This window comes from Mycobacterium deserti (genome assembly GCF_025345615.1).
Taxonomy (GTDB): Bacteria; Actinomycetota; Actinomycetes; order Mycobacteriales; family Mycobacteriaceae; genus Mycobacterium; species Mycobacterium deserti.
The window spans coordinates 241,322-256,467 of record NZ_JAODWD010000006.1; the positions used below are offsets into that span (position 1 = coordinate 241,322).

At 67.5% G+C, this 15,146-nt stretch carries 16 protein-coding genes; 9 read left to right on the forward strand and 7 right to left on the reverse strand.

Annotated elements, in window-relative coordinates:
- Positions 1 to 6: 6 nt before the first annotated feature.
- The 3 genes from N4S67_RS23960 to N4S67_RS23970 form a co-directional block, all read right to left on the reverse strand.
- Positions 7 to 2,154, reverse strand: coding sequence for an elongation factor G-like protein EF-G2 (locus N4S67_RS23960; protein ID WP_260995533.1), 2,148 nt, complete (start codon positions 2,152 to 2,154; stop codon positions 7 to 9).
- Positions 2,155 to 2,253: 99 nt separating this feature from the next.
- Positions 2,254 to 2,883, reverse strand: coding sequence for a cytochrome b (locus tag N4S67_RS23965; protein WP_260995534.1), 630 nt, complete (start codon positions 2,881 to 2,883; stop codon positions 2,254 to 2,256).
- A gap of 14 nt (positions 2,884 to 2,897) precedes the next feature.
- Complete coding sequence (locus N4S67_RS23970; protein WP_260995535.1) at positions 2,898 to 3,305, reverse strand: TIGR03668 family PPOX class F420-dependent oxidoreductase; 408 nt, start codon at positions 3,303 to 3,305, stop codon at positions 2,898 to 2,900.
- Between the two features lie 50 nt (positions 3,306 to 3,355).
- On the opposite strand from N4S67_RS23970, the gene N4S67_RS23975 reads away from it, so the two are divergent.
- Both N4S67_RS23975 and N4S67_RS23980 read left to right on the forward strand, forming a co-directional pair.
- Positions 3,356 to 3,952 carry a TetR/AcrR family transcriptional regulator gene (locus N4S67_RS23975; RefSeq protein WP_260995536.1) on the forward strand — a complete coding sequence of 199 codons (597 nt, stop codon included), beginning with the start codon at positions 3,356 to 3,358 and terminating at the stop codon, positions 3,950 to 3,952.
- An 86-nt stretch (positions 3,953 to 4,038) separates the two neighbouring features.
- Positions 4,039 to 4,287 carry a hypothetical protein gene (locus N4S67_RS23980; RefSeq protein ID WP_260995537.1) on the forward strand — a complete coding sequence of 83 codons (249 nt, stop codon included), beginning with the start codon at positions 4,039 to 4,041 and terminating at the stop codon, positions 4,285 to 4,287.
- 14 nt (positions 4,288 to 4,301) lie between these two features.
- Here the strand turns inward: N4S67_RS23980 and N4S67_RS23985 are convergent, their stop codons facing one another.
- Positions 4,302 to 4,832, reverse strand: coding sequence for a hypothetical protein (locus N4S67_RS23985; RefSeq protein WP_260995538.1), 531 nt, complete (start codon positions 4,830 to 4,832; stop codon positions 4,302 to 4,304).
- Between the two features lie 128 nt (positions 4,833 to 4,960).
- Between N4S67_RS23985 and N4S67_RS23990 the strand changes: the two genes are divergently transcribed.
- From N4S67_RS23990 to N4S67_RS24005, 4 genes are all read left to right on the forward strand, one after another.
- Positions 4,961 to 6,079 (forward strand): ABC transporter substrate-binding protein, encoded by a 1,119-nt coding sequence (locus N4S67_RS23990; protein WP_390893519.1) that lies wholly within the window; start codon positions 4,961 to 4,963, stop codon positions 6,077 to 6,079.
- A gap of 32 nt (positions 6,080 to 6,111) precedes the next feature.
- Positions 6,112 to 6,957, forward strand: a complete 846-nt coding sequence (locus N4S67_RS23995) for an ABC transporter permease (protein WP_260995807.1) — start codon at positions 6,112 to 6,114, stop codon at positions 6,955 to 6,957.
- A 65-nt stretch (positions 6,958 to 7,022) separates the two neighbouring features.
- On the forward strand, positions 7,023 to 7,724 hold the full coding sequence (locus tag N4S67_RS24000; RefSeq protein ID WP_390893520.1) for an ABC transporter permease: 702 nt from the start codon (positions 7,023 to 7,025) through the stop codon (positions 7,722 to 7,724).
- Positions 7,721 to 8,764, forward strand: coding sequence for an ABC transporter ATP-binding protein (locus N4S67_RS24005; RefSeq protein ID WP_260995541.1), 1,044 nt, complete (start codon positions 7,721 to 7,723; stop codon positions 8,762 to 8,764). Before N4S67_RS24000 ends, N4S67_RS24005 begins: the two co-directional genes overlap by 4 nt.
- Positions 8,765 to 8,819: 55 nt before the next feature.
- Here the strand turns inward: N4S67_RS24005 and pyrE are convergent, their stop codons facing one another.
- Together pyrE and N4S67_RS24015 are read right to left on the reverse strand one after the other, a co-directional pair.
- Positions 8,820 to 9,386, reverse strand: coding sequence for an orotate phosphoribosyltransferase (gene pyrE / locus N4S67_RS24010; RefSeq protein WP_260995542.1), 567 nt, complete (start codon positions 9,384 to 9,386; stop codon positions 8,820 to 8,822).
- A gap of 15 nt (positions 9,387 to 9,401) precedes the next feature.
- Positions 9,402 to 10,202, reverse strand: a complete 801-nt coding sequence (locus tag N4S67_RS24015; protein WP_260995543.1) for a HugZ family pyridoxamine 5'-phosphate oxidase — start codon at positions 10,200 to 10,202, stop codon at positions 9,402 to 9,404.
- A 161-nt stretch (positions 10,203 to 10,363) separates the two neighbouring features.
- Between N4S67_RS24015 and N4S67_RS24020 the strand changes: the two genes are divergently transcribed.
- On the forward strand, positions 10,364 to 11,326 hold the full coding sequence (locus N4S67_RS24020; protein ID WP_260995544.1) for a hypothetical protein: 963 nt from the start codon (positions 10,364 to 10,366) through the stop codon (positions 11,324 to 11,326).
- Between the two features lie 89 nt (positions 11,327 to 11,415).
- On the opposite strand, the gene N4S67_RS24025 is transcribed toward N4S67_RS24020, so the two are convergent.
- Positions 11,416 to 11,805 (reverse strand): hypothetical protein, encoded by a 390-nt coding sequence (locus N4S67_RS24025; RefSeq protein WP_260995808.1) that lies wholly within the window; start codon positions 11,803 to 11,805, stop codon positions 11,416 to 11,418.
- A gap of 212 nt (positions 11,806 to 12,017) precedes the next feature.
- Here N4S67_RS24025 and treS point away from each other — a divergent pair, with 212 nt between their 5' ends.
- Together treS and N4S67_RS24035 are read left to right on the forward strand one after the other, a co-directional pair.
- Complete coding sequence (gene treS, locus N4S67_RS24030; RefSeq protein ID WP_260995545.1) at positions 12,018 to 13,814, forward strand: maltose alpha-D-glucosyltransferase; 1,797 nt, start codon at positions 12,018 to 12,020, stop codon at positions 13,812 to 13,814.
- On the forward strand, positions 13,811 to 15,142 hold the full coding sequence (locus tag N4S67_RS24035; RefSeq protein WP_260995546.1) for a maltokinase N-terminal cap-like domain-containing protein: 1,332 nt from the start codon (positions 13,811 to 13,813) through the stop codon (positions 15,140 to 15,142). The genes treS and N4S67_RS24035 overlap by 4 nt, the downstream gene beginning before the upstream one ends.
- Positions 15,143 to 15,146 lie beyond the last annotated feature (4 nt).

Below are 15,146 nucleotides of genomic sequence, written 5' to 3' on the forward strand. Positions count from 1 at the left end.
GACGGGTCACCGGACTCTGGCGGCGGCGTGCTCGGGCATCGGCTCGTAGCGAGCGAAGGATCGGGTGAACGACCCGGCGCCGTGGGCCAATGACCGCAGATCGATTGCGTAGCGGGTCAACTCGACCTCGGGGACGTGAGCTTTGACCACGGTGCGGTCATCGCCGACCCGGTCGGTGCCCAGCACGCGTCCGCGCCTGCTCGCCAGGTCGCTCATCACGGCGCCGACGAAATGGTCGGGAATGACGACCGCGACCTCGTCGACCGGTTCGAGCAGGTTGACCTTCGTCGCGGCCGCCGCGTCGCGCAGCGCCAGCCCGCCCGCCATCTGGAACGCGAAGTCCGACGAGTCGACGCTGTGGGCCTTGCCGTCGAACAGGGTCACCCGGATGTCGACGACGGGATAGCCAGGCCCCACGCCCTTCTCCATCTGCGCGCGCACGCCCTTCTCGACGCTGGCGATGAACTGGCGCGGTACCGCACCGCCGACGACCTTGTCGACGAACTCGAACCCCATACCTTCAGGCAATGGCTCGACCTCGATGTCACAGACCGCGTACTGGCCGTGCCCGCCGGACTGCTTGACGTGGCGGCCGTGGCCTTTGGCGGTGCCGCCGAACGTTTCCCGCAGTGGTACGCGCAACTCCACGGTGTCGACCGCGACGCTGTAGCGGCGCGCCAGCGCGTCGAGCACCACCCCGGCGTGGGCTTCGCCCATGGTCCACAGCACGATCTGGTGGGTCTCGGGGTTCTGCTCGATCCGCAGGGTCGGATCCTCGGCGGCCAGCCGCGCCAAACCGACCGAAAGCTTGTCCTCGTCGGTTTTGGCGCGCGGTTGCACCGCGATGGGCAGCAGCGGGTCGGGCATCGACCAAGGTTTGAGGACTAGCGGATTTCCTTTGTCGGACAACGTGTCTGAGGTTTCAGCGCGGCTGAGCCGACCGATTGCGCAGATGTCGCCTGCGATGACGCGCGGCGCGGGACGCTGCTGCCTTCCGAGCGGAAACGACAGCGTGCCGATGCGTTCGTCCTCGTCATGATCCTGGTGTGCCGCGGTGGCGCCATTGCGGCCGTAGAAGGAGCTGAAGTGGCCAGACACGTGCACAGTCGCGTCCGGGGTGATGGTGCCGGAGAACACCCGCACGAGGCTGACCCGCCCGACATAGGGATCCGATGTGGTCTTGACGACCTCCGCCAGCAGCGGACCGTTCGGGTCGCACGGCAGGACCTTGCTCGTCTTGCCCTGCGGGGTGAACACCTCGGGCAGTTGATGTTCCGGCGGTGAGGGGAAGCCGGCGGTGATGATCTCGAGCAGCTCCATGGTGCCTACCCCGGTGCCGCTGCACGCCGGGATCACCGGGTGCAACGATGCGCGGGCGACGGCTTTCTCCAGGTCGTCGATCAGCACCTGCTGGTCGATCTGCTCGCCGCCGAGGTACCGCTCCATCAGCGTCTCGTCCTCGGACTCCTCGATGATTCCCTCGATCAGGGTTCCGCGCAGGAGCTCGATCGCCTCGGCGTAGGAACTATCGGGATCGTGGGTGCCGGTGCGCCTGCCCTCCGCGTACTCGTAGTGGGTTTGCGAAAGTAGCCCGATCAATCCCGTGCACGGCGAGTCGGCGGGCAGGTACAGCGGCAGCACCTTGTCGCCGAACGCCTGCTGGGCCTCGGCCAGCGCGTTGTCGTAGTTCGCGCGGGCGTGGTCGAGCTTGGTGATCACCACCGCCCGCGGCATGCCCACGTCGCTGCACTCCATCCACAGCGATTTGGTCGGCTCGTCGATGCCCTCGTTGGCCGCGATCACGAACAACGCGCAGTCCGCCGCCCGCAGGCCGGCCCGCAACTCGCCGACGAAGTCGGCGTAGCCGGGGGTGTCGATGAGGTTGAGCTTGACGCCGTCGTGCTGAAGCGACGCCAGCGCCAGCCCGACGGAACGTTGCTGGGATACTTCGGCTTCGTCGCTGTCACAGACCGTGGTGCCGTCTACCACGGAGCCGGCCCGGTTCAGCACGCCCGCCGCGACGAGGAGGGTCTCGACCAGTGTCGTCTTGCCGCCACCCGATGGGCCCACCAGCACCACGTTGCGGATGGCGGCCGGACTGTCCGCGGTGGGGGCGGCTCCTGCGCCTTGGGAACTTGTCGTCTTGTCAGCCATGACGGTCCCTCCTCGCCGGCCACGTCGCCGACGATCAGGTCATCAACAATTCTCCGGATCGACCGCGAGCACAAGGGGATCCGGCGAGAATCGTCTTGGTCACAGCATTCGTGCCAGGTGGCGGTGACGGTGCACGAGGGTGTGTTTGAGCACCAGTCCGACGTGCAGCACAATCGCCGCGAGGAACACCAACTGGGCCGCGACGTGCAGAGTCAGCCAGTCGTTGCCGACGGCGAGCAGCAGCAGACCTGTCGCAGGCACCACTAACAACGACGTCAGCAGGGCCTTCTCCAGCAGGCCCTCCCATCGCCGCTCGCCCGCGCTGAGGTGTTCGGCCCACGGTGGAAGCGGTGTCGAACTGCGCCACAGCACCCGCAGGATACCGAGCAGCATGATCGAAACACCCAGTAACACATGAACTTCCGGCAGCGTAACCCCCGGCTCGGAGAATGCGGCGGTCAGGTAGTCGTCGTCGAAGGCGTCCTCGCGAGCATCCAACGCCTCCTCCATGCGCTCGATCTCGCCTTCGAACATCTCCTCGGCGGCATCGCCCTGTCCCTCGACCAGTTCCTCGAACTGCTCGATGCGGTCCTTCTCGAGGTCGAGCACCGCATCGTCGGCCTTCATCGTCAGGCCCACGCCGAACTGCGCGGCGACGGCGGCCACGGTCAGCCAATGCAGGGTCTTGGTGACCACTCCGTAGCCGTGCTCACCGTTTCTCATCCTCATGTGCGACGGCGCATTTACGCCTGCCAGGACGACCATCGGTGCACGGCGATCGCCACCACGGGGCCGTCGAGCGCAAGCCGTTGATACTGAACGTATTTGCCGCGCAGCAGCGAATAGCCGCGCGCCATCTCGTCGCCGCTGTTGTGGATTTCGGCAAGGCCGTCGGCGCGCACCCACCACAGCTGGGTCCAGTCCTCGTCGTAGTGGTCGACGAGCAGGCTCACCCGGGGGTTGTCCTCGATGTTGGCCAGTCGCCGCAGCTTCTGCGTCGACTTCCGCTTGGCGTCGACCGCCGTGAACACGACATCGCCGTGCACGGCGAAGACCACCGGCACCACATGCGGCGCACCGTCGGCGCCCGCCGTGGCCAGCATCGCCACCGGTGATGCCGCGAACATGGCCGCGGCGTCGAAATCGGCCATGCCGACAGACTATTCCTGCGCTGAACCGGAGAGTGGCCGATAGTGGGGCTATGACAACCCGACCCGCTGCGCCGCGCACCCCGGGTCGCCCCCGCAGCGAACAGTCCCGCGTCGCGGTGCTGCGCGCGACCTCGGAGCTGCTGCACGAGGTCGGCGTGAAGTCGATGACGACCGAGGAGATCTCCGCTCGGAGCGGCGCCAGCAAGGCGACGATCTACAAGTGGTGGCCGAACAAATACGCCGTCGCGATCGAGGCTTTCCTGACCGAGATGATGGCCGAGTCGCCCGATCCCGACACCGGCTCCGCTGACGAGGACTTCCGCCGGGTGATGCGCGGGCTGGCGCACTTCTACACCGGACCCAGCGGTCGGGTCTTCGCCCAGCTCGTCGGCGAAGCGCAGTCGGACCCTGCGGTGCGCGACGAGCTGCAGGCCCACCTGGTCGCGCCGAGGCGGGCGCTGATGCAGGCGGTATGGGAGCGCGGCGTGGCGCGCGGCGAGCTTCGCGCCGACGTCGACCCGGGCGTCGCCGCGGACCTGATGATCGGCCCGGTGCTCTACCGGCTGATGCTCGGGCACTCGCCGCTCGACGAAGCCGCGACCGACACCCTGGTCCAGACCGCGATTCGCGGCCTCGGGAATGAATGAACGCCTACCTCGTTCTACTTACTGAAACTGAACGTTTAGTTTCGAAACGTGGGATGTATCCCCGCTCTGATCCAGGAGGACCTGCAATGAAGAAGCTCATAGCCACGGCTGCCATGGCCGCCACCGCCGCGGCCATCGGATTAGCGCCGATCGCGGCTGGTGCGCCGACGGCCACCGTCACCAACACCGGCGGCGCTACCGTCGTCCAGTCACCGGGCAACACGCAAGTCACCGCCACCCCTGGGGAGGCGGCGTTGCAGGCCGGGGACTTGCAATACCCGTTCTTCGGATTCGGCGCGCTGGAACTGCATCACCTCGGACACCACCACCGCTGACGGCCGGCGGACCGCTACCGCTGGTTGGGCCGCTGCGGCGCGACGCTGATCGGGGAGCGCGTGGCAGGGGTGCGGGTGACCCCGATCTCGGGTTCCTTGGTGGTGGTGCTGCGCGACGGACTGCGCTGGCGCGTCTGTGGGGGCGCCTGCTGAACCGGTGCCTGCGAGGCCGTCGGTGGCGGGGGCGGGGCCGGTGGCGGCGCGCTGCTGGTCGCGAGCCGGGTGCGTTCGGCAGTGCTGGTCGCGGTCGGCGTGACTGGCGGCTCCCCAGTACTGTCCTCAACCGCCTGGCCCGGCTGAAAGACCAGCAACACCCCCGAGACGACGATCGCGATGGCCGCGGCGGCCGTCGACAGCAGGGCCCACATCGCCCGTGTGGTCCGGTACCAGGGCGTCGGCGCCGGCTCGAAGTACCAGGTGTTGGAGTCGAAGGCGTCGAACCCGTCCCACTCATCGGCCTCGTCGAGGTCACCGCCCGACGCGGGCGGTTCGGCGGGGTCGTCGAACAGGTAGTCGAAGTCCCCCGAGGCTTCGCGTTCAACCACATGATGATGTTACTGCTCTCACCAGCGCTGACAGCGGAGTCGCGATAGGGTGCGAACGCTCGAGGTTCGGATTCGTTCTTCTGCCTCGCTTCCCGTCCGACGGAGGTTCGCCAATGAAGTACGTCCGCATGGCTCAGCCGGTCCTGGCCGCCACGGCAGCCGCCCTCCTGTTCGTCGTGGCATGCGCACCGCCGGAGAAAGAGGACTCCGGAGAGCAGACGCAGTCCGGTGTGAAGGCTGCCGAAGCCACGTCGGCGCAGGACTTCGGCGGCATGGAGGGCCTGGTCGAGGCCGCCAAAAAGGAGGGCGAGCTGAATGTCATTGCCCTGCCGCCGGACTGGGCCAACTACGGCGCGATCATCAAGGCGTTCTCGGACAAGTACGGCATCAAGGTGAACTCCGCCCAACCCGATGCCTCCAGCCAGGACGAGATCAACGCGGCCAACCAGCAGAAGGGCAAAAGCAGCGCGCCCGATGTCTTCGACCTCGGCCAGGCGGTCGCACTCGGCAACACGGCGATGTTCGCGCCGTACAAGGTGGCGACCTTCGACGACATCCCGGCCGCCTTCAAGGACCCCGAGGGCACCTGGGTCAACGACTACGGCGGCTTCATGTCCATCGGCTTCGATTCGTCGAAGGTGCCGCCGGTGACCAACGTCAACGACCTTCTCAAGCCGGAGTTCAGCGGGAAGGTCGCGCTGAACGGCGACCCGACGCAGGCGGGCGCCGCGTTCTCCGGGGTGGTCATGGTTGCGCTGTCCCAAGGCGGTTCGATCGACGACATCGCGCCTGGCGTGGAATTCTTCCGAAAGCTCAAGGAGGCGGGCAACTTTCTTCCCGTCGATCCGACGCCCGCGACCATCGAGTCGGGGCAGACTCCGGTGGTCATCGACTGGAACTACCTCAACGCAGCGGAGTCTGCGAAGCTGCCGACCTGGCAGACCTTCGTGCCGCCGGACCATGCTGTGGCCGGCTACTACTACCAGGCGATCAACGCCGACGCCCCGCACCCGGCGGCAGCGCGGCTGTGGCAGGAGTTCCTGTTCAGCGACGAGGGCCAGAACCTCTACGCCGCCGGCGGCGTCCGGCCGGTGCGTGCGGACAACATGGTGGCCGACGGGACCATCGACAAAGCCGCTGCCGCAAAGCTTCCCGTCATCGACGGCCCGGTCGCCGTGCCCAATCCGGAGCAGACCGAGAAGGCCACCAAGTACCTGGCCGAGAACTGGGCCCAGGCGGTGGGTTGACGACGTCCCGCACACGCGGAGCGGGCACAGTCCTGCGCAAGCGAGTCAGTGAGGCACTGCCCCTGGTGCCGTTCCTGACGGTCGTCGTCATCTTCCTGGTCGTTCCCACGGTGACAGTGATCGTCAGCGCGTTGTTCGTCGACGGCGCGTTCTCCCTGGCCCGCATCGAGGCGCTGTTCTCGGAGGCGGCGCTGACAGCTCTGGGCAGAAGCGTGCTGCTGTCCGGCACCACGGCGCTCATCGGCGCGGTGCTGGGCGCGGTGCTGGCCTGGCTGATCGTGAGCAGCCCGGCGTCATCGATGGTGCGCCGCGCGGTGATGTCGATGTGCAGCGTGCTGGCCCAGTTCGGCGGCGTCGCATTGGCATTCGCGTTCCTGGCGACCGTCGGCTTAAACGGGGTGCTGACGCTGTGGGTGCAGCAGGCGTTCGGCTGGAACCTCGCCGGGTCCGGGTGGCTCTACAGCGTGGGCGGACTGGTCCTGGTGTACACGTACTTTCAGATCCCGCTGATGGTGATCGTCTTCGTGCCTGCGCTCGAAGGCCTGCGCGACGCGTGGCGCGAAGCGGCCGTCAGCCTCGGCGCGTCGACGTGGCAGTACTGGCGCGAGGTGGGCGCGCCGCTGCTGGCGCCGGCGTTCTTAGCGTCGGCGCTGCTGTTGTTCGCCAACGCTTTTGCCGCGTACGCCACCGCCGCGGCGTTGGTCAGCCAGGGCAGCCCGATCGTGCCGCTGTTGATCCGGTCCGCATTGACCAGTGAAGTGGTGTTGGGGCAGTCCGGGTTCGCCTATGCGTTGGCACTCGAGATGATCGTGGTCGTCGCGGCGGTGATGGCGGCCTACAACGTCCTGCTGCGGCGCACCGCGAGGTGGCTGCGGTGAGGCGCGCAGTCCGCGGCGCGCTGTGGACGGCGTTCGTCCTGTTCTTCTGTTTCCCGCTGTACGCGATGGCCGACTTCTCCACGCGGAACCTGATGTCGGGCGGGCGCACGGGTGTGGCGTGGACGAACCTCGTCACCGACGACGCGCTCTACCAGGCGATCGTGACGTCGCTGCTGCTGGCGTTGTTCACCGTCGCGGCGATGCTCGCGGTGCTGGTGCCGACCATGATCTGGGTGCGCCTGCGCGCGCCGTGGGCCAGAGGCCTCGTCGAGTTCCTGTGCCTGCTGCCACTGACCATTCCCGCACTGGTGATCGTCGTGGGCCTGCGCAACGTCTACCTGTGGGTGACGTACTTCCTGGGCGAGTCCGCGCTGACGCTGACGTTCGTCTACGTCGTTCTCGTGTTGCCGTTCGCGTACCGAGCGCTGGACGCGGCGTTGTCGTCCATCGACCTGCAGACCCTGGCCGAGGCGGCCCGGTCGCTCGGTGCCGGGTGGGCGACGACGATACTGCGGGTCGTCGTGCCCAACATCTGGTCCGGAATTCTCTCTGCCGCTTTCATTTCCATCGCCGTCGTGCTCGGTGAATTCACGATCGCGTCGTTGAGCGGATACGAGACGCTGCAGGTGCAGATCGTCGCCATCGGCAAGACCGACGGGCCCACGTCGGTGGCCGCGTCGCTGGCCGTGCTGATGTTCGCCTTCGTCCTACTGCTGATCCTGTCGGCTGTTACCCGTGGCCGCCGACGCGCAGGGGTGACCGCATGACCGAGGGCGTGGCCGTCGACCTGGTCGACCTCACCCGTGTATACGGAAACGTCAAGGCACTCGACGGGCTGACCCTGCACATCGAACCCGGCGAACTCGTCGCACTGCTGGGGCCCTCCGGGTGCGGCAAGACCACCGCGCTGCGCATCCTCGCCGGCCTTGACGAGGCGACCTCAGGCACGGTGTCCGTGGGCGGCCGTGACGTCGGCAGGGTGCCCGCCAACAAGCGCGACATGGGCATGGTTTTCCAGGCTTACAGCCTCTTCCCACACCTGACCGTGCTGGACAACGTTTCGTTCGGGCTGAAGCTGCGCGGAAAAGCCAAGCGGGACAGGTTGTCTCGGGCAGCTGACCTGCTCGACCTTGTCGGCTTGTCGGAGCACACGCACAAGTACGCCAGCGAGCTGTCGGGCGGTCAACAGCAACGGGTCGCCCTGGCCCGTGCGCTGGCGATCCAGCCGCGGGTGCTGCTGCTCGACGAGCCACTCTCGGCTTTGGACGCCAAGGTCCGTGCGCAGCTGCGCGACGAGATCCGCCGGGTTCAGCTCGACGTCGGGACGACGACGTTGTTCGTCACCCACGACCAGGAGGAAGCGCTGGCCATTGCCGACCGGGTCGGTGTGATGAACAGGGGCAGGCTCGAACAGCTGGCGGCTCCCGCCGACCTGTACGCCCATCCGGCGACGCCGTTCGTCGCGGAGTTCGTCGGCCTGAACAACAAAGTGCCGACAGAAGTTTCGGACGGCCGGGCGTGGCTGCTCGGCACGTCGGTGCCGACCCTGGCCGGTTCGGTCACCGCGGGCGGGGGGCTGGCGATGGTGCGACCGGAGTCGGTCGTCGTCTCCGCCGACCCGTCAGGTGCGTCGACGGTCAGTTCCGTGGCGTTCCTCGGGCCGATCTCGCGGGTCTACGCGACGCTGCCCGACGGCACGGTGATCAGCGCGCAACTGGCCAGTTCCGCGGCACGGGTCCTGACGCCCGGCGATCGGGTGACGGTCGGCATCGAACCGGGCGGCGTACTCGTCATTCCCGCCGAGTGATTTCGGCGCGCAAACAGTCGCCTAGCGATCGTCAGCGCGCCGAAATCACCGGTGCTCAGACGTCCTTGACCGGTTCGATGCCCAGATCGCGGTAGGTGACCAGCGCGACGAACGGCACACCACGGGCCGCGAATCGGTCGGCCGCGACGTCGCCGCGGTCCACCATCGGGATGACACCGGTGACGACCGCCCCGGCCGCGGTCACCCGGTCGAACGCGATCTCGGTGGACCCGCCGGTGCTGATCACATCGTCGACCAGCATGACCCGGGTGCCCGGCTCGAGCCGGGTCCCTTCGATCCACTGCTCGCGTCCGCGTTGCTTCTGCTCTTTGCGCACGGAGAACCACGCCTTGCCGGTGACCATTGCGACGCCGTGCGCCAGCGGGTCGGCGCCCATGGTGAGGCCCCCGACGGCGTCGAACTCGATACCGGTGGCCGCGGCGAGGTCGGCGACCGCGCGGCTGACGACGGTCAGTCGCTCACCGGTATCGATCGCGTACTTGCCGTCGATGTAGTCGTGGCTGAGCTGGCCGCTGGCCAGTGTGAACGGCTCGGCGCGGTGCTCGTATCCGCGTGTGCGGATGAGATCGAAGGCCGCCTGCCAGGTGTCCGGGCGAGACATGACAGCGATCGTATTTCAGCCGCGGCGTGCGAGCTGCGTCAGTGCCACCGTGGCTGAACGCAATTCGTCGTACGAGTCGATCGGCGCGGGGTAGCCGACCCTGGTGTAGGCCACGCCGCGCTCGGTGGTGACTCGCAGGTCAAGGCCGTAGCGGTCGGCGCCGGTGCAGACCGCCGCGGTGGTGTCCGGATAGCCGCCGAGGGCCCGCGCCATCGCAGCGAGCGCGTCGGCATGGTCGTTGTTGAGGTGCTCGATGGCGCCTGCGGCCCGCGGCTGTACCGGATCCGGCTGCGCGGCCGCATACGCGTCGCCGGGCGCCGAGTCCATGCGGCCGTACCCGCCGACCCAGCGGGCGCGGTCCACGCGCAGCACCCACAGGGTGAAGTCGCTGTAGTCGATGTAGTACTTCGCCGCGGAGACGGCCGCCAGGTGCGCCTCGCGCGCGGCGGCGCGTTCCTCGCCGGCCGGCGCCTGCACCAAACCTGCCAATGTGACGCGACCACTGGCCAGCGGATCGGCCTCGGCGCTGGGCGCGACGATCGCGATGCTGGCCCTCGGATCGCCGGCCAGGTTGCGGCCGTGTTCGGCCAGGTTCGAGACGCACAGCACCGGCGCGCCACCAAGCAGTCCATAGGTCACGAACGAGGCCCACGGATCGCCATCGGCGGTGAGTGTTGCAAGTGTGCCGACATTGGTCGATGCCGCGATTGTGCGGGCCTCTTCTGCCGCCGTCGGGCGAATTGAATTTGCTATTTCTGCGAGAGGGGGAGGGGCTGAAGGAGCGTCGCCCGGATCCCCGTGATCACGGGACACCACGTCGGAACCATACGGGATGACCGGCCGAGTGGCTAACTGACGGGTGCGTCGATTAGCCGCAAATATTGAGAATTGAATTAGTTCTGACAATCGCGGTGGATATGCGAGAATCGCACTCAGTTATATGTCTCTCGAGCAACCTTTTTCGAGGAGTTGAGTCCGTGTCCCGGTCGGCAATACGCACAATTGCGTGTGCCGGCGCGCTCGCCACAGGCTTGATGCTCGCCAGTCCCGTCCCAGCATGGGCTGACGAAGACGGGGTAGGCGCGGAGACGGTGACGCCGACCGGCGGCGACGTGGATCCCTCCGACGCCGGCGCCGGCAGCGGCAGCAGCGGTTCGGCGGACGGCGCCTCGCAACCGGTCACCACGGTCGGCAACGGCCGCACCGGTGAGCCCGACACCGGTTCGGCACCGCCCAGCGGCGAGGGCCTCAAACCTCTCAACACCGGTGACGGTAAACCGAAGTCGAAGATCAACGGTTTCGTCATTCCGGTGCCGCGCATACCCACCCCCGAGGAGTTCGCGAAGCCGGGCATCGTGCCGCCCACGGCATTCATCGGTTCGCTCGAGGTGCCGACGCTCGACCAGATTCTGCGCGCGATGGCACAACCCGAGCCCGAGCCCGCACCGCCGGGCCCGGCCTTCCGCACCCAGCAGGAAGACGCTCCGCCCGTCGTCGACGCGGTCGGCAACGACAGCGGCGGCGACGGCGTGGCAGGTGCCGGGGTGCCGGTGTTCGAAGCCCCCGTGGTGGTCGCACCGCCCGCTGCGCCTCCCGTCGGGGTGCGCCTCGGGCCGCGGGCCCAGGCCACCCCCACGCCTCCAATTACCGCGGGCGCACAGCCGGCGGCTGCGGGGGTTCGGGCGCCGCTGATCCGAGGCACGTTGCCGCCGTCGAAGGTGACGCCGCCGAATTCAACGTCGCCGCTGAGCAACGGCACCACCGCGCAAGCCGGCTATCCGCGGTATCTGCGCAACCCCACGGTCGGTGAGCTGGCCGCGGTCGCGCTGCCCGGAGTCGCGGGCCTGCTGTTCCTGACGTTCAGCGGTGGCGTGATCGGTTACCGGCAAGCGAACAGCACGCGGTTCGTCCGCGCGGGCGCCGCCCGCTTCCTGCCCTGAGGCGATCGGGCTTCAGCCGCCGAGGGCGGCAATCGGAATCAGCCGCCGAGGGCGGCAATCGGAATTAGCTGCCCTGAGGCGATCGGGCTTCAGCCGCCGAGGGCGGCAATGAGATCTTTGATGCGCGTCGTCTCTTCCTCGGTGGCGGGCTCTTCGGCCTCGACCGCCTCGATGAGATCCTTGCGCAGGCCCACTCCGTTGGCCGCTTCCTTCGTCGACAGCTTGGCCCGACCCCGGGCCACGTACAGGCGCTGGCCGAGCGTCGCGTTCGGTCCGGTCGACGCGTACTCGATCACCTCGTCGTAGCGGCGGCGCACGCCGCTCAACGCGACGATGACCGACGGGCTGTTTCGACTGCGCCCTGCGGCATCGCTCAGCGAGCCGAGCAATTTGCGCAAGCCCGCGAGGATGACGGCGACGCGGTCGGGATAGCTGGGGTCGCTGTGATCGGGCAGGGCGTCTATGGACGCGCCGTACATATGCATGGCCGCATCGGCCATGCCGACGATTATTGGAGCTTCACCATCATTGGGCGTCGAATCAGCCACAGCCCCTCAATTCCGAGTTTGTTCGGTGTAGACCGGGAAACGCTAACCCGTTGGGGCGGGGGATTCAACCGGTCCGACTCAAGGCCGGCGAAATAAACTCCGGCGGTTCGATTCCGGCGGACATGGGTAGGTTTGAACTCTGTATGGAACTCCACACCGGTCGCACTCATCCCGCGGACGCCGAGCACGACCCGGCTGAAGGCAGCCACGTCGAGGACGGCGTCGTCGAGCACCCCACCGCTGAAGACTTCGGCCACGCCCGGGCACTGCCCGAGGACCGCACCTGGTTCAAGAAGGCGGTCTTCTACGAAGTGCTGGTGCGCGCGTTCTACGACTCGAACTCCGACGGCTCCGGGGACCTGCGCGGTCTGACCGAACAGCTCGACTACTTGAAATGGCTTGGCGTCGACTGTCTTTGGCTGCCGCCGTTCTACGACTCGCCGCTGCGTGACGGCGGTTACGACATTCGCGACTTCTACAAGGTGCTCCCCGAGTTCGGCACCGTTGACGACTTCGTCAACCTGCTCGACGCTGCGCACCGGCGGGGCATCCGCGTCATCACCGACCTGGTCATGAACCACACCTCGGACTCACACGCGTGGTTCCAGGAATCACGCAGAGACCCCGACGGACCCTACGGCGACTTCTACGTCTGGAGTGACACCAGCCAGAAGTACGAGGACGCGCGCATCATCTTCGTCGACACCGAAGAGTCGAACTGGACCTACGACCCCGTCCGTCGGCAGTTCTACTGGCACCGCTTCTTCTCCCACCAGCCGGACCTGAATTACGACAACCCCGCCGTGCAGGAGGCGATGCTCGACGTCCTGCGGTTCTGGCTCGACCTCGGCATCGACGGCTTTCGACTCGACGCCGTGCCGTACCTGTTCGAGCGGGAGGGAACCAACTGCGAGAACCTGCCCGAGACGCATGCCTTCCTCAAGCACTGCCGCAAGGTGATCGACGACGAGTTCCCGGGCCGGGTGCTGCTCGCCGAGGCCAACCAGTGGCCGGCCGACGTCGTCGAGTACTTCGGCGATCCGAAGACCGGCGGCGACGAGTGCCACATGGCGTTCCACTTCCCGCTGATGCCGCGCATCTTCATGGCGGTGCGGCGGGAGTCCCGGTTCCCGATCTCGGAGATCCTCGCGCAGACCCCGGAGATCCCGGACATGGCGCAGTGGGGGATCTTCCTGCGCAACCACGACGAGTTGACGCTCGAGATGGTCACCGACGACGAGCGCGACTACATGTACGCCGAGTACGCCAAGGACCCCCGGATGAAGGCCAACGTCGGTATCCGCCGGCGGCTCGCGCCCCTGCTGGAGAACGACCGCAACCAGTTCGAGTTGTTCACCGCGCTGCTGCTGTCGCTGCCGGGCTCGCCGGTGCTGTACTACGGCGACGAGATCGGCATGGGCGACATCATCTGGCTCGGCGACCGCGACGGGGTGCGCACGCCCATGCAGTGGACGCCGGACCGCAATGCCGGCTTCTCGACCGCCAACCCGGGCCGGCTGTATCTGCCGCCGAACCAGGACCCCGTATACGGCTACCAGTCGGTCAATGTCGAGGCCCAGCGCGACAGCTCGACCTCCCTGCTGAACTGGACCAGGACCATGCTCGCGGTGCGCCGCCGCCACGACGCGTTCGCCATCGGCTCGTTCCGCGAGCTCAGCGGGACGAACCCCTCGGTGCTGACCTACGTGCGCGAGATCGAGGGCGACGGCGACACGGTCCTGTGCGTGAACAACCTGTCGCGCTTCCCCCAACCCATCGAGCTCAACCTGCAGCACTGGAACGGGTACACCCCCATCGAGATGACTGGTTACGTTGAGTTCCCCCGCATCGGCCAGCTTCCCTATCTGCTGACCTTGCCCGGTCACGGGTTCTACTGGTTCTCGCTGCGGGCACCCGAGGAGCGTGGAGAAGACTCATGAACCTGCCGTTCGACGAATGGCTGCCGCACCAGCGGTGGTACGCCGGGCGCAGCCGAGAACTGACATCCGCCGACCCGGCCGTCGTCATCCCGCTGCGCGACGACCTCGATCTCGTGTTGCTCGACGCCGTCTACGCCGACGGGTCCTCGGATCGCTACCAGGTGGTGGTGCGCTGGGATGCGGGCCCGATCGAGGAGTACGCCGACATCGCGACGATCGGGACCGAAGGCGACCGCACCGCGTATGACGCCCTCTACAACCCCGCGGATGCGAAATTCTTACTGTCGCTGGTTGATTCGTCCGCCACTATCGGCGACGTGCGGTTCGCCGAAGAGCCCGGCGTCGAATTGCCGCTGGAGGCTGCGCCGCGCATTGCGAGCGCCGAACAGAGCAACACCAGCGTCATCTTCGAGGAAGCGGCCATTCTCAAGCTCTTCCGCCGCATCAAGCCGGGACTCAATCCGGACATCGAACTCAACCGCGTGCTGGCCCGCGCAGGCAACCCGCACGTCGCGCGACTGCTTGGAGCGATAGAGACGTCCTGGGATGATGCGCCCTGTTCGCTGGGCATGGTCACCGAGTTCGCCGCCAACTCCGCCGAGGGCTGGGATATGGCGACAGCGAGCACCCGCGACCTGTTCGCCGAGGGCGACCTGTACGCCGACGAGGTCGGCGGCGACTTCGCGGGCGAGTCCTTCCGGCTGGGCGAGGCGGTCGCGTCTGTGCACGCCACCCTCGCCGACCAACTGGGCACCTCGACCGTGCCGTTCCCGTCCGACAACCTGCTCGAGCGCCTCGAGTCCGCGGCCGCGGCGGTGCCGCAGCTACAGGACTATGTCGCATCGATCGCCGAGCGGTACCACAAGCTCGCCGAGGACACCGTCACTGTGCAGCGGGTACACGGCGACCTGCATCTCGGCCAGGTGCTGCGTACACCGGAGGGCTGGCTGGTCATCGACTTCGAGGGCGAACCGGGACAGCCACTCGACGAACGCACGCGGCCCGATTCGCCGTTGCGCGACGTGGCCGGACTTCTGCGGTCCTACGAGTACGCCGCGTACCACCGGTTGATCGAGCAGTCCTCGGAGTCCGGGGTCGACGACCGGGACCGCCAGCTGGCCGCGCGGGCGCGCGAGTGGGTGGACCGCAATAGCACGGCCTTCTGCGAGGGCTATGCGGTGGTGGCAGGCGCCGACCCGCGCGACGCGCAGCACGTGCTGGCCGCATACGAGTTGGACAAGGCGGTGTACGAGGCGGCCTACGAGGCGCGCCACCGCCCGAGCTGGCTGCCGATCCCGCTCAAGTCGATCGAACGGATCGTCAGCTGAGTCG